Source organism: Paraburkholderia fungorum, assembly GCF_003610895.1.
GTDB lineage: Bacteria > Pseudomonadota > Gammaproteobacteria > Burkholderiales > Burkholderiaceae > Paraburkholderia > Paraburkholderia fungorum_B.
In genome coordinates this window covers 1-21,733 of sequence record NZ_MCAS01000028.1, presented here as the reverse complement: position 1 = coordinate 21,733, position 21,733 = coordinate 1, and the positions used below count along the sequence as shown (strand labels likewise).

Below are 21,733 nucleotides of genomic sequence, written 5' to 3'. Positions count from 1 at the left end.
GCGTATTCAACGCCGCGCGACAGCGGCGGCGGCCCGCTCGCGCGAGGTGGCGCGGGTTTCGCCGCTCATGTCGCGAGCCCCCCAGCGCTGCGCGAGCGCGGCGCACACCATCAGCTGGATCTGGTGGAACAGCATCAGCGGCAAGACCACGGCACCTACCGCATGCGCAGCGAAAATCACTTTGGCCATCGGCACGCCGGCGGCGAGGCTTTTCTTCGAGCCGCAGAAGATGATCGTGATCTGGTCGGCGCGGTCGAATCCGAGCCGCTTGCTGACCAGGATCGTCACGGCCAGCGCGAGCGCGAGCAGCACAACGCTGATCAGCACCAGACCGCCCAGCGCGGACAACGGGATCTGATGCCACAGGCCTTCGTTGACGGCCTCGCTGAACGCGCCGTACACCACCAGCAGGATCGAACCCTGGTCGACGAACTTCAGCACGCCACGGTTGCGCTCGATCCACTTGCCGATCAGCGGGCGCAGCAATTGCCCGGCCACGAACGGCACCAGCAACTGCAGAACGATGTTGCCCACCGTATGCCACGGCGAGGCGCCGCCGCTCGCCGCCTGATTGGTGACAACGAGGCTGACGAGAGCGGGTGTGATGAAGATGCCCAGCAGGCTCGAGGCCGACGCGCTGCACACGGCGGCCGGCACGTTGCCTTTGGCAATCGAGGTGAACGCGATAGACGACTGAACCGTGGACGGCAGCGTGCAGAGGAAGAGGACCCCAGCGTAGAGCGCCGGCGTGACAAGTGGCGAAAGGAGCGGCTTAAGCGCGAGACCGAGCAGCGGAAACAGCGCGAACGTGCTGAGCAGCACGACCAGATGCAGGCGCCAATGCGTCGCACCCGCAACGATCGCTTCGCGTGAAAGCTTGGCGCCGTGCAGGAAAAACAGCAGGCCGACTGCGACGTTCGTCACCCAGTTGAATCCGACGGCGGCCTGCCCGTGAACCGGCAGGAAGCTGGCAAGAATCACGGTGCCCACGAGGCACAAGGTGAAGTTGTCGGGAAGCAGTTTCGGGCGAGCCATGGCGGAATCTCGATTCGGTGATGCGGAAAGCGGGGCGCGCATGAATGCACCCGACTCAAGCTATGAAAAGCGCCTATTGTTGTTGAAAATCGATTGAATATGCAAATTCATTTGCCGAATCGATTAATGAGTGTTGTGCATTAGCCGTGTTTCGTTGGCGCGCTTCAGCTGATGCTCGCTGCCTGTTCAAGTATTGGCGAGCACCTCTGATTGGTCCACTGCCGTTTTGACAATCCAGCAAAAAATCCGCCGGCAATTCGTCATACACGAGCGCGCTCCGCGGATCGCGATTCGGCCCGTCAGGCAAGCTGCTTCAAGGCTTTCGCGCAAGGGCTCTGTCGCGGAAAAACATCGCAGTAACAAGGTGTTACAACAGCCGTCGGGGCCTAACACTTTTTGGCTCGACACCCTTAGCCGACAACCATAAATTACTGATCAAAGGCCATCGGGATGCCCCGTGCCGCGGTAGATCCGCAGCGCTCGCGCCGGTCCCAGAACAAGTCCATCGCAGCTCGAACGGTGGGCTTCAGGCAAGTCTTCGGGCATGTGAGTCATGTGGTGGACGGGTTGTCGAGAACGAAGCACTGGGCGTTGGGCGCGGTTATTGCCGCGCTGTGCTCGTTTGCCTACGCAAAAGTACCGGGCGTACCGCACGGTGGCGGTGGCTCGCACGCGGCGTTCGGCCACACAATGCGAGGCGATGCGCGCGGCGGCGGTAACTACCGTGGCGTCGCCAATGTCAGGCAGCCTCGCAACAATGTCGCTGACAACAACGCGCGCCTGCCGCGCGGCGGGATGAATTTCGCGAACGGTTTTGGCGCTTACAACCCGGGCGTACATCGTGTTGCCGGACCGGCTGGATATCCTGACGGCCGTGGCGGGATGCAGTACGCCGACGTGACGCCGATCAGCGCGGAATCGCGCGGGGTGCCGCGGCCACCGCCTAACGCGCCGATTCGCACCGGCTCGATTCGTGCCGATGTCGCCCGCTACAACGAAGAGCGCGGCGCCTCGCGTGCCATGCAGCGCCAGGGCGACGACCCGCGTCAGCCGGAAGGTCCGTACCGTAACTAACGGCGGCGTTGGCATCAGGTTCGCCGCCTGCGCTGGATGCGCTCCCACACACCGCTTTTCGTCTCACCACGTCTCACCACATTTCCCGCGCTCCCTTCGCCAGATCCGCGTCGCCGGTTCTCAAACCGGTTTGTTGCGGGATTGCGCGCCACGGGTATTCAAAACTCTCCTGTCAATGTGACGTTTCGACGCCACACTTTTTTGAAAACATCCGGCGGCTACCCACCTCCCGTTGTCAAATTCGATCGTTTTTGGCGCGGCGCGTCATCCGCCTGTCATCTGAACCGTTATCACCCGGTCAGGCGCAATCTCAGTAACGCTTTGCGCCGAACCGCGAGGTCCGCGGCGATGCGGTGATCGCGCACGTGTTTACCGGTTTATCAGGCCGATAAATGACAAAACTAATCAGATCGCTATACCCGCAATAACCCACGATATTTTTGTCCATAAAAATGGTCCGCAAAGATGGTCCCGCCCAGATTGGCTCGATGATCGAACGGACAACAACAATCATTCGCGCGAGCTCCCCCTTTCGCACAGCCGCACCCTTTTTGACAAAGACAGGAGAACCCATGAAAACAAGCATCAGCAGTGCGCTGAAGACCACCCTCAAGGCAACCGCGTGTGCCGCTCTGCTGGCCAGTGCATCGTCTGCTTTTGCGCAATCGAGCGTGCAACTCTACGGTCAGGTCGACGAATGGGTCGGCGCGCAGAAATTCCCGGGCGGCAAGACGTCCGTGCAGGTGTCCGGCGGGGGCATGTCGACGTCGTACTGGGGCATGAAGGGGGCTGAGGATCTGGGCAACGGCTACAAGGCGATCTTTGCGCTGGAGGGCTTCTTCCTCGCGCAGAACGGTCAGTACGGCCGCTTCACGGGCGACACGATGTTCTCGCGTAACGCGTACGTCGGTATCGAATCGCCGTACGGCACGGTGACGGCAGGCCGTTTGACCACGCCGCTGTTCGTCTCGACGATTCTGTTTAACCCGTTCATCGATTCGTACGTGTTCTCGCCGATGGTGGCCCACGTGTACCTCGGCCTCGGCACGTTCCCGACCTACACGACCGATCAGGGCGTGACCGGCGACTCGGGCTGGAGCAACGCGGTGTCGTACGCATCGCCGAACTTCAACGGCTTGTCCGCGACCGCGATGTACGCGCTCGGCAATACGGCGGGTGAGAACGGCTCGAAGAAGTGGAGCGGCCAGGTGCTGTACTTCCACGGCCCGTTCGCGGCGACCGCGGTGTACCAGTACGTCAACTTCAACAACGTGCCGGGCGACCTCGGCAGCTTCAGCACGTCGGGCGTTCCGGGGCTGAAGAGCCAGAGCGTGGCTCAACTCGGCGCGACCTACGACCTGAAGTTCGTGAAGTTCTATGGCCAGTACATGTACACGTATAACCAGCAGACCATTTCGAGCTGGCACGTGAACACGGGTCAAGGCGGCGTGACGGTTCCGGCCGGCCCGGGCTCGGTGATGGCGTCGTACGCCTATTCGCGCGACGGTGGCGGCCTCAACCAGACCCGTCAGACGGCTGCGATCGGCTACGACTATCCGCTGTCCAAGCGCACGGATATCTACGCGGCTTATATGTACGACAAGATCACCAGCCAGTCGAGCGGCAACACGTACGGCGTCGGTCTGCGCGCCAAGTTCTAAGCGTCTGGATCGAAGCGGCGCCTGTGAGCAGGTGCCGCGCAACGCCAGCCTTGCCGAAACAGGCAGGCACACGCAACATGGGCAAAGCCCGCCTTCCCCGGAAGGTGGGCTTTGTCGTTTCTGGTGTCCATTCTCTGTCGCCGCATTGGCTCGATTTGCCGCCCAGTCTTTGATAAACCCGGCAGAATGGCGTCGATTGATTCCTGAAGCGAGCGATTGAGATGGATACCCTCGTCAGCATGAAAGTGTTCCGCCACGTGGTCGAAGTCGGCAGCTTTGTCGGCGCGGCCGAACGCATGGAGATGTCGGCGGCGATGGCGAGCAAGCACGTCATGCATCTCGAACAGCAACTCGGCGCGCGTTTGCTGAACCGCACCACACGCCGCGTCGCACCGACCGAGGCCGGTCGCGAATACTACGAACGCCTGAGCCAGGTGCTCACCGAACTCGAGGAGGCCGAGCAGGTGGTCGGCGCGGCGAGCGTTGTGCCGCAGGGGCGTTTGCGGGTGTCGTCGTTGTCGGCGTTCGGCTTGAGCCACGTGATGGCCGCAGTGGCCGACTATGCCGCGCAGTATCCGCAGGTCACCGTCGACATGACTTTGTCTGACCGCGTAGTCGAACTGATCGACGAAGGCTTCGATGTCGCGATCCGCGCTTCGCCCAGCGGGCTGAAATCGTCATCGCTTATCGCGCGGCAGATTGCGACCGCTCATCTGGTGCTGTGCGCGTCGCCAGACTATCTGCGCCGGCACGGCATGCCGAAGAGCGTCGCCGATCTGGCGCGTCACAACTATCTGCAGTATGCCGGCGTGTCCGCGCTCGAAATCATGCCCGCGACCGGCGATGCCTCGTCGCGCGTGCGATTGTCCGGCAATCTGATCGTCAACCACCTGGAGGCGCAGCGCGTGATCGTGCTGCAAGGGGCGGGGATCGCGATGCTCGGCACCGAAGTGATCGGCGACGATCTGGCGGCGGGGCGCCTCGTGCCGCTGCTGGTGGACGACGTGCCGCCGCGCGAGTTGCCGATCCATGTGGTCTACGCAAGCCGCCGGCATCTGTCGGCGAAGGTGCGCTCATTTGTCGACTTCCTCGCCGACCGGTTCGCGAACGAATCGCTTTGGCCTTCGCTTGAGCAGATCAAGGCGCTGGCGGTGCGATAGGCGCGTTGCCCGGCTATGCCGGGCGGCGCGTCCTGCAGTTCGTTACGGCCGCCATGCCCGTTACCGTGCCGTATCGCGCCTTATCGCACCTTACCGCGCCTTATCGCGCCTTATCGCCCGATACCGAGCCGCGCTTTCGCGTCGTTATATTCCTTCGTCAAACGCTGAACCAGTTCGTCGACACTCGGCACGTCGTCCATCAGGCCGACGCCCTGGCCTGCGCCCCAGATGTCCTTCCACGCCTTCGCCTTGTCGCTGCCGAAGTTCATGGCGGTCTTGTCCGATTCGGGCAGCGCGTCCGGGTCCAGCCCCGCGTTCACGATACTTTCGCGGATGTAGTTGCCGTGCACGCCGGTGAACAGGTTCGTGTAGATGATGTCCGACGCCGTGGAATTGACGATCGCCTGCTTGTAGCTGTCGACCGCGTGCGCTTCCCGGGTCGCGATGAAACGCGTGCCCATGTAGGCGAGGTCCGCGCCCATGGCCTGCGCGGCGAGAATCGAGCCGCCGTTGGCGATGGAGCCGGACAGCACGATCGGGCCGTCGAACATGCGCCGCACTTCGCCGACCAGCGCGAACGGCGAGGTCGTGCCCGCATGGCCGCCGGCACCCGACGCCACCAGGATCAGCCCGTCGACGCCCGCTTCCAACGCCTTCTGCGCATGCCGAAGATTGATCACGTCGTGCAGCACGATGCCGCCGTAGCTGTGCACCGCGTCGACGATTTCACGTGCCGGCGCGCGCAGGCTGGTGATGAAGATCGGTACCTTGTGCTCGACGCACACACGCACGTCGTGCTCGAGCCGCGTATTCGACTGATGAACGATCTGGTTGACGGCGATCGGTCCGATGATCGCGTCGGGATGAGCCGCCTTGTGCTCGGCAAGCTGTGCCTGAATCTGCGTGAGCCATTCGTCGAGCAGTTCGGCCGGGCGGGCATTCAACGCGGGGAACGAGCCGACAATGCCGGCCTTACATTGAGCCAACACGAGTTCGGGATAGCTGACGATGAACATCGGCGAAGCGACGACAGGCAGCGCGAGTTTTTGCAGGACGGCGGGCAATGCCATGGTGCGAGTCTCCAGATAAGCGGACCGGTGCGGCGTAGAGCGCCCGGCGATAATGAGTTTAGCGGCACATGGCCTGGGGTGCGTCGAGACTGACCAGCGTCGTGCAGCCACCACGATCTCGCTACGCGTTTGCCAGGTGTTTGCCACGCGTGTGCCGCGCGGTTGCCACACTCGCTCAAAAATTTAAGAACGATCGTTCGATTATAGGCGAAGCCGCCGCGCCCTGCAGTTTTGAACAGTTGGAAGGAGTGTTCAGGTTCTATGCTTGCGTGGGCTATCACACTGCGCACGGACACATTGCGCTCCTACAATGCTTTGACTCCCAAACGACAAGAGACCTGCTATGGCCTTCGAGGATTTCGCGCCCTTTCGCGTCGCCGTGGGCGACGTCGATATTTTCGGAGTGAAGGGCGGAGCGGGGCCGCCCCTTCTGTTGTTGCACGGTCATCCTGAGTCGCATCTGATCTGGCAACGGTGCGCCGCGCAACTGGCGCAGCACTTCACCGTCATCGCCACCGACTTGCGCGGCTACGGCGCTTCGGGCAAACCGCCCAGCGACGCCCACCACACACCCTATTCGAAACGCGCGATGGCGGCCGATCAGGTTGCCGTGATGCGCCACTTCGGCTTCGAACGTTTCCTGGTGTGCGCTCACGATCGCGGCGCCCGGGTGGCGCACCGCATGGCGCTCGATCATGCCGACGCTGTCGAGCGTTTGATGCTGCTCGACATTGCGCCGACGCTCGCGATGTACGAGGCCACCGACCGCGCCTTCGCGACGCATTACTTCCACTGGTTCTTCCTGATCCAGCCCGAGCCGTTGCCGGAAACGCTGATCGGCGCTAACCCGGCCGCTTATGTCGATGCGGTGATGGGTAGCCGTCACGCGGGCCTGGCGACGTTCGCGCCCGAAGCGCTCGACGCGTATCGCCGCGCGCTGGCGCAACCCGGCGCCGTGCATGCGATGTGCGAGGATTACCGGGCCTCCGCGAGCATCGATCTCGAACACGATCGAGCCGATATTGAGCGCGGCCACAAGATCGGTTGTCCGCTGCGCGTGCTGTGGGGCGACAAGGGTGTGATCGAAAAATGCTTCGACGCGCTGGCGGAATGGCGGCACGTCGCGCGCGACGTGAGCGGCCGTTCAATACCGTGTGGGCACTACATTCCTGAAGAGGCGCCGGACGAGCTGGTGACTGAGATGCTGTCGTTCTTCGAAGCGGTCGAACAGTAAGTCAGTAAGCCGGTGAAGCGCAGCGTTTCTGACGCAAGGCGATGGCATTTCAATCGCGCGTGAGTGAGGCGGCAGTGCCGGCGACGGCGCGGCAGCGTGTTCGTGCCGCCGCGCGTCCGGCTCAGCCTAGCGGCGGCAAGCGGCGCGCGACCGGCGTCGACTTGATGATCGCGGTGCTCGTCTCCGCGCGCTCGGTGACCTTCGAGAGAATTTCATCGAGCTGCTCGATCGAATGCAGATAGAGGCGGCAGACGAAGCAATCGTCGCCCGTCACCTTGTCGCATTCGACAAACTCCGGAATCCGCCGGATCACGTCTTCCACCAGATGCAATTGTCCGGGCAGGGGCTTCACGCGCACAATGGCCTGCAACGTGAAGCCGAGCGCGCGCGGATCGATCTGCACGGTGAAGCGCTCAATCACGCCTTGCGCTTCGAGCCGTCGGATGCGTTCGGCCGTACTCGGTGCGGAAAGGCCGACCAGACGCGCCAGGTCGCTAACCGGCTGGCGGGCGTCCGCCGCCAGCGCGGCGAGCAGCGCGCGGTCGGTTTCATCGAGTGTCGCGGGCATGGCGGGAGCAAGGCGTTTGGTCATGATGGCCTTCGATTATTAGGTTCCTTCGCGGTAGCACTTAAGTTTAGCCATGTATTCGGGTGGTCGGATTAATTACACTGCTTCTCATGCAGAAATCCATTCGAGGATCAAATCATGGCGTCAAATGAGATTCGCCGCGGCGCGGCGGAAATGACCATGGCCATGCTGATGTCCGGCACCATCGGCTGGCTGGTGGTGTCGTCGCAGCAGAGCCCGTTCAATGTGGTGTTCTTTCGCTGCATCTTCGGCGGCGCGACGCTCGCGCTCGTGTGCGCCGTGCTCGGCCTGTTCAGGCGCAAGCTCTTTTCGTGGAAGATGCTCGGCCTCGCGCTGCTTGGCGGCGCGGCGATCGTCATCAACTGGGTGTTGCTGTTCGCGGCCTATTCACGCGCTTCGATCTCGATGGCAACCGCCGTCTACAACACGCAGCCGTTCATGCTGGTCGCGCTCGGCGCACTGGTGTTTCGCGAGCGGATCAGCGCGTCGACCGTGGCCTGGCTCGCGATCGCGTTTGTCGGCCTCGTATTCGTGGTGAAGGTCGAGCCGGCCGTGTTGGCGGTGCCGGGTCATTATCTGGTCGGGGTCGCCTATGCGGTGGGTGCGGCGGCAATGTACGCGGTGTCGTCGATCATCACGAAGCGCCTGAAGGGCACGCCGCCACATCTGATCGCGTTGATCCAGGTGTCGCTCGGCGTCGTGATGCTCGCGCCGTTCGTGCGCTTCGATGCGCTGCCGGCTAGCGGCGTGCAATGGCTTGAATTGATCGTGCTCGGCGTCGTCAATACCGGGCTCATGTATGTGCTGCTCTACGGCGCGATCCAGAAGCTGCCGACCTCGATGACGGGTGCGTTGTCGTTCATCTATCCCGTGGTGGCGATCATCGTCGACCGGGTTGCGTTCGGACAGACGCTCGCCTGGATTCAGGTGCTCGGCGCGGTGCTGATCCTGCTCGCGGCAGCCGGCGTGAATCTCGGCTGGCGGATCGTGCCGCAGAAACGCCTGTCCTCGACCTGATGTCATGACCGCGGTACCGAAGCATCCACAGACAATCGTACGGATTCCGGAGCAAAAGCGCGCTGCATTGTTCGTATCGACGGATCAATGACATGCGGCTCGCGCGACTACGGTGTTTCGTAGCGAGGTCTGTATGCGGGTTTAAAAGGCGGCGTCAAGCTTCTGTAGGGAAATCACCGATGCGGTCAAAAAACCCGCACGCGTATCATTCGTACCGACGCTGATCACGTCCGACAGAATTTCCGCCGCTCGCCATTCATGATGGTCGAGCGGCTTTCTTTTTGTGGCGACGATTTTGGCGGTTTACGTACCGTGCGTGGCCTGCCGACTGTCTTCTGCCAGCTCTGATGGCTGCTCCGCGCGTGTCGCTGACACGTCAACCCGGGCGCGCGACGATGCGCTCGCCGTCGATTTCCAGTGGCCCGTTTTTAGCCGCTAACTCCTCAACGATCGTATGCACCAACGTGGACCATTCACCGCGCGGCTTGAGCATCGATGCGGCGGCGTGCATCACGGCGGCATCGTCGAGCATTCGCAACAGGGTGACGAAGCTCATCGATCGAACCTCGAGCAGCTTGAACACGATCAGCACCTTCAACGCATTCTTTGCATTACGCGCCGGATCGGCCCGTAGCCACGCGACGCGTGAAAACGCCCGTTCAAGCGCCTGCTCGACGCTCGTGAAGGGCGAACCATGGCCGGGAATCACGAGCCGCACGTCGAGCTTCGCGATGGCTTCGAGAACCGCCTGTTCTTCGGCGAAACCGCTTTCACCTTCCAGTTCCGGAAAAATCACGCCAAAGCCGTTTTCCCACAGCGCGTCCGCGCTGATCAGGATGCGCTCGTCCGCGCAATACAGCATCAACGAATGCGGATCGTGGCCCGGCGCACCGAGCACTTGCCAGTCGAGCGCGCCGAGCCGCAGTTGCGCCCCGGGCGCGATCGTCTCAGTGAAAGTGAAGCGCTCGCAGTGCTGGCCGGTGGCGCGAAACGTCAGACGGGTTTCGTCCCAGTTGCGCACCGCGTCGGCTTCCGATGCGGGAATCGCGGTACGGCACGGCCATGTCGACTGCAAGAGCGCGTTGCCGCCGCAGTGATCCGAATGCAGATGCGTGTTGACGATCAGATCGAGTGGCCGCGCGCCGAGCGTTTGCTTCACCAGCGCGACAGTTTGCGGTGCGTGCGTCGCGTAACCGGTATCGACGAGCGCGGCACAGGTGTCGTCAACCAGCAGCACGTTGTTCGACGAAAGCCAGCCGCGTTCGAAGACTCGGATCGATTCCGGTAGCGTGATCATGCGGCGCCTGTGTTCGCGCTTGTGTTTGTGTCTGCATCCACGCCTGAATTCGCCGACGCTTCGGGTTTCGCCATTACGAGAATGGTCGACGTGCCGGTCAGCATCGTCTCGCCACGCTGATTCACCACGCTTCCTTCGAGATGCGTCAGATCGCCGTTCAGACTCGGTTTCCAGTAAGCGTCGCGCACGCGCCAGGTGATCGTCAGCGTATCGCTTGCGTGCACCGCTTTTTTCAGCTTGATATCGAATTCGAGTCCGAGCGGCTGCGCGTAGGTCGAGAAATGCGTGGCCAGCAGCGCCATGAAATGCGCGGTGGGCTGCGTGCCCGACGCGATCAACCCGCCGAAGCGGCTTTGCGCGGCATACGCGTCGTCGTGATGCAACGGATTGAGGTCGTTGACGAGCGTGGCGAACGATTTCACCGATTCCGCCGAGAGTTCGAGCGTCGAGCTGAACGTCTCGCCGATCGTCACGACGCGAGGCGTGGGCTTCATCGTTGGACCTTTGCCTGCCGCGCCATGAACTCCACGTGGCGTTCCTCGATCGCGTTCCAGACCGCGCGCTTCGCGTCGTCGTCGAACAGCGACCAGCCGGCGATTTCGTCGATGGTGCGCAAGCAGCCTTCGCACCAGCCGGTCGAGGCGTCCATCCTGCACACGCTGATGCAGGGTGACGGCACGGCGGCCTCGTCGTCTTCGCTATCGATGCCTGCTGTCATCGCGTCACGCCGTCTCGCGCAGCGCCACGTCGATCACGGGTGCACCTGTCAACGTAATCAGTTCCTGCGCCGTCAGGTTGAACACGGCATGCGGATGACCTGCGGCCGCCCACAGACTGTCGAGCGCCAGCAGATCGGCATCGATCAGCGTGACGGGTTCCGTCGCGTGACCGATCGGGCACACGCCGCCGATTGCGTAGCCGGTTTTCTCGCGCACGAACTTCGCGTCCGCGCGGCCGATTTCGCCGACTTGCGCCGCGACTTTCTTTTCGTCGACGCGATTCGCGCCGCTCGCGACGACCAGGACCGGCGCGTCATCTTCGCGGCGGCGAAACAGAATCGACTTGGCGATCTGCGCAACCGAGCAGCCGAGGCCGGCGGCGGCTTCGGCGGAAGTCTTGCCGGTTTCCGGCAGCATCACGATCCGGCCTGCGTGGCCGCGCTCGCGCAACAACTGCGCGACGCGGCGCGCGGAATCGGGCAAGGCAGCGAGATCGTCGGATTCGAGAGAAGCGTGGTCCGTCATTGTTCTATGTCCTGAATGGATGGCGGTCGATTGCAGGCGTCAAACGCAGTTGGCCTGTTCGCTGCGCGCTTTGGCAAGCAACGCCTTGCCGGCGCGCGATACGTTCGGCCGGCCAATCGACGTCGAAATGAAATCGCCGATCGCGACCACTTGCGCGAGATCGATGCCGGTCTCGATGCCGAGACCGTTCATCAGGTACAGCACGTCTTCGGTCGCGACGTTGCCGGTTGCGCCCTTTGCATACGGACAGCCGCCGAGCCCAGCCACCGACGCGTGATAGATCTCGATACCTTCCTGCAACGCGGCGTAGATGTTCGCGAGCGCCTGACCGTAGGTGTCGTGGAAGTGCCCCGACAAACGTTCACGCGGGAACACCGTGGTGAGCGCCTCGAACACTTCGCGTGTGCGCTTCGGCGTGCCGACGCCGATCGTATCCGCGATGTCGATCTCGTCGCAGCCGAGCGCCGCGAAACGCTCGACCACATCGACCACCGACGCGATCGGCACTTCGCCTTGATACGGACAGCCGAGCGCGCACGACACGCTGCCGCGAATTCGCAGACCGTGTTCCTTCGCGGCCTGTGCGACCGGCGCGAATCGATCGATACTTTCCGCGATGCTGCAATTGATGTTCTTCTGCGAGAACGCTTCGCTGGCCGCACCGAAGATCACGATCTCGTCGGCGCGCGCGGCGAGCGCGCCTTCGAAGCCGCGCAGGTTCGGCGTCAACACCGAGTAGATCGTGCCTGCCCGGCGCTCGATGCCGGCCATCACGTCGGCGCCGTCGGCCATCTGCGGCACCCATTTCGGCGAGACGAACGAAGCGGCTTCGACGTTGCGAAAGCCCGCCGCCGACAAGCGGTTGATCAACTCGATCTTGATCGCGGTGGGGACGAATTCTTTCTCGTTCTGCAGTCCGTCACGCGGACCGACTTCGACGATTTTGACGTGCTGGGGCAAGGCCATGATGTGTCTCCTATGTTTCGGTGATGGTGCTCAAACCCGCGCTCGATGCCTGCGTTCAGTATCCGCGCTTCGTATCCACCATGCTCAGTATCCACGTTCGATATCGACTACGCCGCTCACCGTTTCGCCATGCATCAGCGCCACCATTTTTTGTGCGACCTGCGCGACGCTCTCTTCGCGCAAGGTGAGCGCGGACACGTGCGGCGTAATCGTAATGCGCGGCTCACGCCAGAACAGATGATCGGGCGGCAACGGTTCTTCGCGGAACACGTCCAGCGTCGCGGCGGCGAGCTGGCCGCTGGCGAGCGCTTCGAGCAGATCCTGCTCGACCAGATGCCCGCCGCGCGCGACGTTGATCAGATACGCACCTTGCGCGAGCTTCGAGAACGTGCGGCGGTTCAACACGTCACCCGTATCCGGCGTATGCGGCAGCAGATTCACCAGCACCTTCACGCCGTCGAGAAACGCGTCGAACTGCGCCTCGCCGGCAAAGGTCGTGATGCCGTCGATTTGCCGTGCACTGCGGCTATATCCGCGCACCGGCATGCCGAACGCCGCGACCGCTTGCGCGACATGTGCACCGAGCACACCGAGGCCGAGCACGCCAACGGTGAAGGTCTCGCGTGGGTGCGGATCGAGCACCTCCCAGCGGCGTTCGCCTTGCAGCGTCTGATATTCGTCGAAACGGCGCAGGTAGCGCAGCACGGCGTGCGTCACATATTCGGCCATCTGCAGGGCCATGCCGCTGTCTTCGAGCCGGATCAGCCGGGCATTGCGCGGCAGCGTGCCGGGGTGTTCGTGCTCGAGCGCGAGGATCGCATCGACGCCCGCGCCGAGATTGAAGATTGCGCGCAGATCGTCGCGGCCGGCCAGCATCTCGCGCGGCGGCCGCCATACGACCGCGAAGTCCGCGGGTTCGGTGTCGCCCGGCAGCCATTCGCGCAGTTCGGCTTCCGGCAGGGCGCGGGCGAAGTCGTGAAGCCACGCGGCGGCGTTGGCATGCTGCATGTAGAAGAGGATTTTCATACGATCCGGAGTGCGCGTGCCTGTTCGAGTCAGATGGCGGGAAAGGCCCGGTGCGACGGCTGCAACGCCCGCGGCGCTTCAAACGACGCTTGCGGCATGGGGCCTCCTCCTTTTATGGATAGGCTTCATTCTACGGTTTCGACGCGAATCGCGCGCGTTTGCGCACGGGCGTGCGTTTTCTGCCCCTGTATTCGCCCCATAAACAAAGCACAAAAACTTGGTTCGCCCTTGCGCCGCCCGGCGGGACAATCATTCTCCGGATTCCGGCAGCGAGGGACTCACATGCTTTCATGCACCAAATCGACATGGCCGCCGCGGCTCGTCACCGTTCCCGGCCTGCACGGCAGCGAGGGCGCGCACTGGCAAACATGGCTCGAACGGCAATTCGCGCGCTCGCTGCGCGTCGAGCAGGCCGATTGGGAGGCGCCGGACGTCGCCGTCTGGGCGAGGTCGCTGCGCGATCTGCTCGCGCGCGAACGCGGCCCGTTCGTGCTCGCCGCCCACAGCTTCGGTTGCCTCGCGACCGCGCATGCGCTGCAGCAGGCGTCGTATGCGAACGATGTAGTCGGTGTGCTGTTCGTCGCCCCCGCGAGTCCCGAGAAATTCGCTTTCGCCGGGCCGTTCGACGCAAGGCGTCTGGGCGTGCCGTCGATTCTGATCGGCAGTGAAACCGACCCGTGGATGACGCTCGCCGGTTCGCGCGATCTCGCGCAGCGGTTCGGCAGCGCGTTCGTCAATCTGGGCGACGCGGGTCACATCAACACCGCGGCGGGATTCGGCCCGTGGCCGCGCGCCAAGTATTTCGTCGACACCCTGGTGCATTGCGCGGCGCCGCTGCGCTTTCGCGAGCAGACGCTCGAAGTCGCGCAGCATGCGTTCGTTTGAATGCCCGTTTGAATGCCCGTTTGAATGCCCAAACGAGCGCAAGTGAATACGTAAGCAATCCGTTAGAATCCCGCTTCACGCTGCACGTTTGTGTGGCCGCAGTTTTCATCATCGATAGGCGGGGACAAGAAAGATGGCAGGCAACACGGGGACATCGCGCTGGCTGGCAGCCGGCATGACGGCAATCACGCTCGCGCTCGGCGGCGTATCGACGGCGCACGCTGACACGTCGCTGCTGAACGTGTCGTACGACGTGACGCGCGAGTTGTACAAGGACATCAACGCCGGCTTCATCGCGGCATATAAGCAGAAGAGCGGTGAGACCGTGTCGGTTCGCCAGTCGCATGGCGCGTCGAGCGCGCAGGCGCTGTCGGTGCTGCAAGGACTGCAGGCTGACGTGGTGACGATGAACCAGCCTAACGACATCGATCTGCTCGCGGAAAAGGGCCAACTGGTGCCCGCCAACTGGCGTGCGCGCCTGCCGGACGACAGCGCTCCGTACACCACGACAATGGTGTTCCTCGTGCGCAAGGGCAATCCGAAGCACATCAAGGACTGGGACGACCTCGCCAAACCCGGCGTGCAAGTCGTGATCGCCAATCCGAAGACTTCGGGTAACGGCCGCTACGCGTATCTGGCTGCATGGGGTTATCGCAAGCAGCACGGCGGCACCGACGCGCAGGCGCTCGACTTCGAAAAGGCGATCTTCAAGAACGTGCCGGTGCTCGACACGGGTGGCCGCGGCGCGACGACGACCTTCACGCAACGCGGCATCGGCGACGTGCTGGTGACGTTCGAAAACGAAGTGTCGCTGATCGACACGGGCGTGGGCGCGGGTAATTTCGAAGCGGTGTATCCGTCGGTGAGTCTGCTCGCCGCGCCGCCGGTGTCGATTGTCGACAAGGTGGTCGACAAGCGCGGCACGCGCAAGGAAGCGCAGGCGTACCTCGATTATCTGTGGTCGCCGGCCGCGCAGGAAATCATTGCGGAACACCATCTGCGTCCGCGTGACAAGAACGTGCTCGCGAAGCACGCTGCCGAGTTCAAACCGATCAAGACCTTTACGGTGGAGGAGATGTTCGGCAGCTGGCAGAAAGCGCAGCAAACGCATTTCTCCGACGGCGGAACCTTCGATCAGATCATCGTCGACAAGAAGTAAATTCTGGTCCGGAAGTAGCAAGGCCACCTCAAAAGCGAGGTGGCCTTTTTTATTGCACGTGCTTATTGCACACGTTTATTGCACGCGTTTCGTACACAGCCTGGTTCTTAGTTCGGCGCTGCGTGCGTGTCGTGATCATGGGCACAGCCGTGCTCGCAGCCGCTCTGATCCAGCGGCATCTGCTGCGCCGCTTCCGCGCGAATGCCGAGGCGTTCGAGCAGCTTGCGGTCCGCTTCGGCTTGCGGGTTGCTGGTGGTCAGCAACTGGTCGCCGTAGAAAATCGAGTTCGCACCGGCCAGGAAACATAGCGCCTGCAACGCTTCGTCCATCTGCTCGCGGCCTGCCGACAGACGCACCATCGCGCGCGGCATCGTGATGCGTGCAATCGCGATCGTGCGGACGAATTCGAACGGATCGATGGCTTCGGTGCCCGTCAGCGGCGTGCCTTCCACTTGCACCAGGTTGTTGATCGGTACCGATTCCGGATACGGCTCCATGTTCGCCAGTTGCGCGATCAGGCCGGCTCGCTCACGGCGCGATTCGCCCAAACCGACAATCCCGCCGCAGCATACGTTGATGCCCGCATCGCGTACGCGCTCCAGCGTGTCGAGACGGTCCTGATAGGTGCGCGTCGAAATGATCTGGCCGTAGAACTCCGGCGACGTATCGAGATTGTGGTTGTAGTAATCGAGGCCCGCTTCGCGCAGACCTTGCGCCTGATGCGTCTCCAGCATGCCGAGCGTCACGCAGGTTTCGAGACCCATTGCCTTCACGCCGCGGATCATGTCCTTGATCGGCTCGAGGTGGCGGTCCTTCGGATTACGCCATGCCGCGCCCATGCAGAAGCGCGTGGCGCCATTTTCCTTGGCGACCTTGGCGGCGGCCAATACTTCGTCGACCGGCATCAGCTTGTCGGCCTGCAGGCCCGTGTCGTGATGCACCGACTGCGGACAGTACGCGCAATCTTCTTCGCAGCCGCCGGTCTTGATCGACAGCAGCGTCGACAGTTGCACCGTGTTCGCGTCGAAGTGTTCGCGGTGAGTTTGCTGTGCACGGAACATCAGGTCGTTGAACGGCAGTTCGTACAACGCGACGATGTCGGCGACGCGCCATTTGGCGACCGCCTTGGCGCCTGTTGCGGCGTGGTTGGCGTTCTGGTTGGCGGTGGCCGTGTCGGCAGGCGCCGGAGCGATGTTCAGTTGCGTCATGTCGTCAATCCTCATGGATGGATGTGATGGGTTTTCAGCGCTGCGCGTGGCGCAGCGTCTGCAGGAGTCGGTTGATGTCGAGCTGATCCGCCGCGAGCTCGGGCGAAGCCGGGCTCAAATGCGGCACGATGCCGAGCAGAGGCGCGTCGTGTTCGCGCGCAAGCTGCGTGCGAATCGAGGCGATGTTTTCGTCGGGAAACGTCATGGCCGGATCGATACGATTGGCCACCCAGCCGGCCAGCGTCAAGCCACGCGCGGCGATTGCTTCAGCGGTGAGCAACGCATGGCTGATGCAGCCGAGGCGCATGCCGACCACCAGCACGACCGGCAGCTTGAGCGCGACAGCGAGATCGGCGGTGTCTTGCGTGGCAGTCAGCGGCACGCGAAAACCGCCGACCCCTTCGACCACGACGATCTCCGCTTGCCGCACAGCCTGCGCATGGCAAGCGACGATGTGGTCGAGATCGAGCGTGACGTTTTCCAGCGCGGCGGCGATGTGCGGCGCGGCCGGTTCCTTCAACAGATACGGCGTGCGAATCGCCGGCGGCAGCAGGACGCTCGACGCGGCGTCGAGTTGATCCGCGTCTTCGTTATGCAGCACGCCGTTCAGTTCGAACGCGCCCGCTGCGATCGGTTTCATCGCGGCGGCCTGCAGGCCTGCGCGAACGAAACCGCGCAGGAGTGCTGCAGACACGAAGGTCTTGCCGATTTCCGTATCGGTACCGGTGACGAATAGCGACAGCGCGCTTTGACTTGCGCTACTCATGCCGCCTTTGCCTCGAGTTGTTGCAAGCCCGCTTCGAGCCGGTCCAGATCCGCTTGCGAATGCGCCGCCGAAAGCGAAATGCGCAGTCGCGAGGTACCCACGGGCACGGTCGGCGGACGGATTGCCGGCACCCACAGACCCGCGCGATCAAGCGTGGCAGCGATATCGAGCGTCGCGTCGTTCGCGCCGATGATCAGCGGTTGCACGGCGGTGTGCGAATCGACCGGCAGCCACGGCGTAGCCTTGAGCATCGCGCGCGTGCGTTCGATCAGCTGCTGGAGATGGGCGCGCCGCGCGTCCCCTTCTTCGCCGCCGATGATCCGCAGACTTGCCGATACCGCATGCGCTGCAGCGGGCACCGAGGCGGTCGTGAAGATGTACGGGCGTGCGCGCTGCACGAGCCATTCGATCACGGTCTCATGCGCGACGACGAATGCGCCCGACACACCTGCTGCCTTGCCGAGCGTGCCGATCGAAATCAGATTCGGCGAGCGCAACGCGGCCTCTGCGATTGCGCCGCGGCCTTGCGGACCGAGCACACCGAAACCATGCGCATCGTCGACGATCAGCCATGCACCGTGTTGTTCCGCGAGTTCAAGCAAACGCGCGAGAGGGGCAATATCACCATCCATGCTGAACACGGTATCGGAGACGATGACTTTGACCTCCGCGTCCGAGGCATCGAGCATCGCGCTCAGGGCATCCGTGTCGCAATGCGGATAGATCTGTACGTCGGCGCGTGAGAGGCGCGCGCCGTCGATCAGCGACGCGTGATTCAACGCATCGGAGAAGAGCGTCGTGCCGCGGCCCGCGAGCGCGGTGAGCGTCGCGAGGTTCGCCATGTAGCCGGTGCTGAAGTAGAGCGCGCGCGCATTGTCGACGAAGCCGCCGGCGAATTCGGCCAGATCGTCTTCCAGTTGCGCATGCGCGCGCGAATGGCCGCCGAGCAGATGCGAACCGCCGCTGCCCGCGCCGTAGCGTTGCGCACCTTCGGCGATCGCTGCGATCAGTTGAGGATGCGCGGCGAGGCCGAGATAGTCGTTGCTGGCAAAGCCGATGATTGCGCGGCCGTCGACCGTCATGTGCGCGGCGCACGGCGTATCGGCCGTGCGGCGACGACGGCGCAGCCCGCGCGCGTCGATGTCTTTCAGGCCTTCGGTCAATGTGTCGAGCAGATGCATTAGCGGGTCTCCGCGAGCGTGGCTTCGAAGGTTTCGCGCGTGCGCGAAGCGAGCAGCGCGATTTCTTCGTCGTCCAGAATGTAGGGTGGCATCAGGTACACCGTCGTCGAAATTGGGCGCAGCAGCAGTTCACGCTGCAAGGCGTTTTCGAAGAAACGGCGCGAGAATGTTTTGGCTTGCTGAGCATCGTCGATCGCGGCGTCGAACGCGAAGATCGTGCCGCACTGACGCAGATTGCGCACGTGCGGGTGTTCGGCGAGCGGTGCGAGCGCGGCCTTCAGCTGTGCGGATTTCTGTACATTGACGGCCAGTACGTTGTCGCTTGCGAAGAGGTCGAGCGTGGCGAGCGCCGCGCGGCACGCGAGCGGATTGCCGGTGTACGAGTGCGAGTGCAGGAACCCGCGCGCGGTATCGTCGTGATAAAAGGCCTCGAAAATTTCATCGCGCGACAGCACGATCGAGAGCGGCAGATAGCCACCGCTGATGCCTTTCGACAGACACAGGAAGTCCGGCCAGACGCCGGCCTGTTCGCACGCGAAGAAGGTGCCCGTGCGCCCACAGCCGACTGCGATTTCATCGGCGATCAGATGCACGCCGTACTGATCGCACAGCGCGCGCAAGCCGGCGATATACGACGGGTCGTGCATGGCCATACCGGCTGCGCATTGCACCAGCGGCTCGACGATCAGCGCGGCGATTTTCGTGGCGCGCGCTTCGAACAGCGAGCGAACGTGATCGAGTGCGCGGCGCGCGACGTCGGCTGCGCTTTCACCTGATTGCGCGAGACGCGCGTCGGGTGATGCAACGACGTGCGCGTTGCGGATCAGCGGATCGTAGGCGTCCTTGAAGAGCGCGACGTCGGTGACGCCGAGCGCGCCGACGGTCTCGCCGTGATAGCTGTTGGCAACGCAGACGAATTCCTGCTTGTCGGCGAAGCCGCGATTGCGCCAGGAATGGAAGCTCATCTTCAGCGCGATTTCAACGGCCGATGCGCCATCGGATGCGAAGAATGCGTGACCGAGGGTATTGCCGGTGAGTGTGCCGAGGCGTTCCGCGAGTTCGATGGCGGGCTCGTGCGTGCAGCCGGCGAGCATGGCGTGTTCGAGCGTGTCGAGCTGATCTTTCAGCGCTGCGTTGATACGCGGATTGGCGTGACCGAACAGGTTGACCCACCAGGAGCTGATCGCGTCCAGATAGCGGTTGTTCGCGCGGTCGTAGAGCCACGCGCCCTGGCCTCTTGCCACCGGGATGAGCGGCAGGCGCTCGTGGTGCTTCATCTGGGTGCAGGGGTGCCAGACGGCACGCAGGCTGCGGGTGATCCAGTCTTCAGGAGAGGGTGACTTTTCCAAAGGGTACTCCGAGGTGCTTTTTTGCCGTTGCATGGCGGGCTTTTTTAGGGCCTTTTCATTCGCGCTGCGGGTTTTGCCTTGCGCTGCGCGCGGCCTTGGGGTGGCTTGCGGGGTCGAGATTAGCGGTTTATTTCGTGCCGTGCACTAGGGGCGGGGAGTAGTTTTTTGCCTGCGGCGCTGGGGTTCGCGGCTGTTCGGTGCAGGTCGTTTCTGTTTCGGTCTGAAGGTCGATAATCGACGGAGTTAACGACGGCAAAGTAGTTGGGGGTTGTGGGCGGAAATTGGGGGTGTGGTTTGGGTTTTTGCCTTCGCGGTGCTTTTTTGGGTCTGTGTTTTGTTGGGGGGGGTGTTTGGGTGATTTGTTTGCCTGCGCGGCGCTTGGCCGTATACCTACGGTGTTGGCCTTTCCTTGTTGTGTTATTGGTTTATTAGTGTTGCCCCTGTGCGGGGCGGCACTTACTTTCTTTGCGGGCCTGTCATTAATTTCGTGTTCAAGGCATATCATTCTCCCCAGGAGAACCTATGCCTCGCAAACCGAAAGCTACGCCGGCAGAACTGCCGGTGATCCCCGCTGAGCTGCTTGAGAAGTTCGGCAACGGGCCGATGACGGCCGAAGCGATCAACGCCGCGACGTTGTCCTTGAAGAAGGCGCTGATCGAGCGGGCGCTGGGTGGCGAGATGAGCCATCATCTCGGCTACACGTCCGGTGCTGCAAAGCCCGCGGCCGTCACCAATCAGCGCAATGGCACGGGCGCCAAGACAGTCCTGACCGAGGACGGTCCGATCCGTATCGAGATCCCACGCGATCGCGACGGTAGTTTCGAACCGCTGCTGATTCCCAAGCACGAACGGCGCTTCACGGGTTTCGATGACAAGATCGTCGCCATGTATGCCCGGGGTATGACCGTGCGTGAGATACAAGGCTTTCTGCTCGAACAGTATGGCACCGACGTCTCGCCTGATTTCATCAGCTCGGTTACCGACGAGGTCATGGCCGAAGTGACGGCCTGGCAGGGCCGCCCGCTTGAGCCGATGTATCCGGTGGTGTTCTTCGACGCATTGCGGGTCAAGATCCGCGAAGACGCCGTGGTGCGCAACAAGGCGATCTACCTTGCGCTGGGCATTCTTCCCGACGGCACACGCGATATCCTCGGCCTGTGGATCGAGAACACCGAGGGCGCCAAGTTCTGGATGAAGGTGTTCAACGACCTCAGGACGCGCGGCGTCAACGACATCCTGATCGCCGTCACCGATGGTCTGAAGGGTATGCCCGAGGCGCTGGCGGCAGTGTTTCCGGCCACCACGCTGCAGACCTGCATTGTTCACCTGATCCGCAACAGCCTCGATTACGCGAGCTGGAAGGACCGCAGGGGCCTGGCCGCAGCGATCCGCCCGATCTACACCGCGCCCAGCGCGGAAGCGGCGCAGGCGGAACTCGATGCATTTGCTGATGGGCCATGGGGGCAGAAATTCCCGCCGGTCAGCGCGGCGTGGCGCAACGCCTGGGATCGCGTAATTCCGTTCTTTGCGTTTCCACCGTCGGTTCGCAAGGTGATATACACGACGAACGCCATTGAGAACATCAACTCGCAGTTGCGCAAGATCATCAAAACGCGGGGCCACTTCCCGACCGACGAGGCTGCGACGAAGCTCATCTGGCTTGCATTGCGTAACATCACTGCCGATTGGGGGCGTGCGGCTCATGACTGGAAGGCCGCCATGAACCAGTTCGCCATACTTTATGAGGACCGATTCGTTCGACCATCCGTGTAATTCTCAACCCGCCTTGAACACGGAAATTCTGACACCCCC

Annotated in this window: 21 protein-coding genes; 8 read left to right on the top strand and 13 right to left on the bottom strand. The window is 62.8% G+C overall.

The window, feature by feature from the left end:
• Positions 1–6 precede the first annotated feature (6 nt).
• Complete coding sequence (locus tag BCY88_RS24365) at positions 7–1,035, bottom strand: bile acid:sodium symporter family protein (protein WP_120346730.1); 1,029 nt, start codon at positions 1,033–1,035, stop codon at positions 7–9.
• Between the two features lie 558 nt (positions 1,036–1,593).
• On the opposite strand from BCY88_RS24365, the gene BCY88_RS24360 reads away from it, so the two are divergent.
• The 3 genes from BCY88_RS24360 to BCY88_RS24350 all read left to right on the top strand — a co-directional run bounded on the left by BCY88_RS24360 (position 1,594) and on the right by BCY88_RS24350 (position 4,930).
• Positions 1,594–2,109, top strand: a complete 516-nt coding sequence (locus BCY88_RS24360) for a hypothetical protein (RefSeq protein ID WP_120346786.1) — start codon at positions 1,594–1,596, stop codon at positions 2,107–2,109.
• 572 nt (positions 2,110–2,681) lie between these two features.
• Positions 2,682–3,770, top strand: a complete 1,089-nt coding sequence (locus BCY88_RS24355) for a porin (RefSeq protein ID WP_120346729.1) — start codon at positions 2,682–2,684, stop codon at positions 3,768–3,770.
• A gap of 221 nt (positions 3,771–3,991) precedes the next feature.
• Positions 3,992–4,930, top strand: coding sequence for a LysR family transcriptional regulator (locus tag BCY88_RS24350; protein ID WP_120346728.1), 939 nt, complete (start codon positions 3,992–3,994; stop codon positions 4,928–4,930).
• Positions 4,931–5,040: 110 nt separating this feature from the next.
• Here BCY88_RS24350 and BCY88_RS24345 read toward each other — a convergent pair whose 3' ends face one another.
• The gene (locus BCY88_RS24345; protein WP_120346727.1) at positions 5,041–6,000 is read right to left on the bottom strand and encodes an NAD(P)H-dependent flavin oxidoreductase; all 960 of its coding nucleotides are present in this window, start codon (positions 5,998–6,000) and stop codon (positions 5,041–5,043) included.
• Between the two features lie 343 nt (positions 6,001–6,343).
• Between BCY88_RS24345 and BCY88_RS24340 the strand changes: the two genes are divergently transcribed.
• Complete coding sequence (locus tag BCY88_RS24340; protein ID WP_120346726.1) at positions 6,344–7,234, top strand: alpha/beta fold hydrolase; 891 nt, start codon at positions 6,344–6,346, stop codon at positions 7,232–7,234.
• A 121-nt stretch (positions 7,235–7,355) separates the two neighbouring features.
• Here BCY88_RS24340 and BCY88_RS24335 read toward each other — a convergent pair whose 3' ends face one another.
• Complete coding sequence (locus BCY88_RS24335) at positions 7,356–7,826, bottom strand: Lrp/AsnC family transcriptional regulator (protein WP_120346725.1); 471 nt, start codon at positions 7,824–7,826, stop codon at positions 7,356–7,358.
• Positions 7,827–7,940: 114 nt separating this feature from the next.
• On the opposite strand from BCY88_RS24335, the gene BCY88_RS24330 reads away from it, so the two are divergent.
• Positions 7,941–8,840, top strand: a complete 900-nt coding sequence (locus tag BCY88_RS24330) for a DMT family transporter (protein WP_120346724.1) — start codon at positions 7,941–7,943, stop codon at positions 8,838–8,840.
• Between the two features lie 376 nt (positions 8,841–9,216).
• Here the strand turns inward: BCY88_RS24330 and BCY88_RS24325 are convergent, their stop codons facing one another.
• From BCY88_RS24325 to BCY88_RS24300, 6 genes are all read right to left on the bottom strand, one after another.
• Complete coding sequence (locus BCY88_RS24325) at positions 9,217–10,137, bottom strand: MBL fold metallo-hydrolase (protein WP_120346723.1); 921 nt, start codon at positions 10,135–10,137, stop codon at positions 9,217–9,219.
• Positions 10,134–10,631 carry a MaoC family dehydratase gene (locus BCY88_RS24320; RefSeq protein WP_120346722.1) on the bottom strand — a complete coding sequence of 166 codons (498 nt, stop codon included), beginning with the start codon at positions 10,629–10,631 and terminating at the stop codon, positions 10,134–10,136. Before BCY88_RS24320 ends, BCY88_RS24325 begins: the two co-directional genes overlap by 4 nt.
• Positions 10,628–10,855 carry a DUF1289 domain-containing protein gene (locus tag BCY88_RS24315; RefSeq protein WP_120346721.1) on the bottom strand — a complete coding sequence of 76 codons (228 nt, stop codon included), beginning with the start codon at positions 10,853–10,855 and terminating at the stop codon, positions 10,628–10,630. Before BCY88_RS24315 ends, BCY88_RS24320 begins: the two co-directional genes overlap by 4 nt.
• A 4-nt stretch (positions 10,856–10,859) precedes the next feature.
• A complete protein-coding gene (locus BCY88_RS24310) occupies positions 10,860–11,381 on the bottom strand; it encodes a YbaK/EbsC family protein (protein WP_120346720.1) in 522 nt (173 codons plus the stop codon).
• 39 nt (positions 11,382–11,420) lie between these two features.
• A complete protein-coding gene (locus tag BCY88_RS24305) occupies positions 11,421–12,347 on the bottom strand; it encodes a hydroxymethylglutaryl-CoA lyase (protein ID WP_120346719.1) in 927 nt (308 codons plus the stop codon).
• An 84-nt stretch (positions 12,348–12,431) separates the two neighbouring features.
• Entirely contained in the window at positions 12,432–13,373 is a 942-nt protein-coding gene (locus BCY88_RS24300) for a 2-hydroxyacid dehydrogenase (protein WP_120346718.1), read from the bottom strand.
• A 282-nt stretch (positions 13,374–13,655) separates the two neighbouring features.
• Between BCY88_RS24300 and BCY88_RS24295 the strand changes: the two genes are divergently transcribed.
• Together BCY88_RS24295 and BCY88_RS24290 are read left to right on the top strand one after the other, a co-directional pair.
• Positions 13,656–14,258 (top strand): RBBP9/YdeN family alpha/beta hydrolase, encoded by a 603-nt coding sequence (locus tag BCY88_RS24295; protein ID WP_120346717.1) that lies wholly within the window; start codon positions 13,656–13,658, stop codon positions 14,256–14,258.
• 133 nt (positions 14,259–14,391) lie between these two features.
• Positions 14,392–15,417: a sulfate ABC transporter substrate-binding protein gene (locus tag BCY88_RS24290; protein ID WP_120346716.1), complete on the top strand. Its 1,026-nt coding sequence runs from the start codon at positions 14,392–14,394 to the stop codon at positions 15,415–15,417.
• Between the two features lie 107 nt (positions 15,418–15,524).
• Here the strand turns inward: BCY88_RS24290 and bioB are convergent, their stop codons facing one another.
• From bioB to bioA, 4 genes are read right to left on the bottom strand one after another with little or no spacing between them, the layout of a single operon-like run.
• The gene (gene bioB / locus BCY88_RS24285; RefSeq protein WP_120346715.1) at positions 15,525–16,625 is read right to left on the bottom strand and encodes a biotin synthase BioB; all 1,101 of its coding nucleotides are present in this window, start codon (positions 16,623–16,625) and stop codon (positions 15,525–15,527) included.
• A gap of 34 nt (positions 16,626–16,659) precedes the next feature.
• Complete coding sequence (bioD, locus tag BCY88_RS24280) at positions 16,660–17,391, bottom strand: dethiobiotin synthase (protein ID WP_120346714.1); 732 nt, start codon at positions 17,389–17,391, stop codon at positions 16,660–16,662.
• Positions 17,388–18,572: an 8-amino-7-oxononanoate synthase gene (gene bioF, locus BCY88_RS24275; protein WP_120346713.1), complete on the bottom strand. Its 1,185-nt coding sequence runs from the start codon at positions 18,570–18,572 to the stop codon at positions 17,388–17,390. The genes bioD and bioF overlap by 4 nt, the downstream gene beginning before the upstream one ends.
• Positions 18,572–19,954 carry an adenosylmethionine--8-amino-7-oxononanoate transaminase gene (bioA, locus tag BCY88_RS24270; protein ID WP_120346712.1) on the bottom strand — a complete coding sequence of 461 codons (1,383 nt, stop codon included), beginning with the start codon at positions 19,952–19,954 and terminating at the stop codon, positions 18,572–18,574. Before bioA ends, bioF begins: the two co-directional genes overlap by 1 nt.
• A 489-nt stretch (positions 19,955–20,443) precedes the next feature.
• On the opposite strand from bioA, the gene BCY88_RS24265 reads away from it, so the two are divergent.
• Entirely contained in the window at positions 20,444–21,694 is a 1,251-nt protein-coding gene (locus BCY88_RS24265; RefSeq protein ID WP_120342987.1) for an IS256 family transposase, read from the top strand.
• The last annotated feature ends 39 nt before the right edge of the window (positions 21,695–21,733 follow it).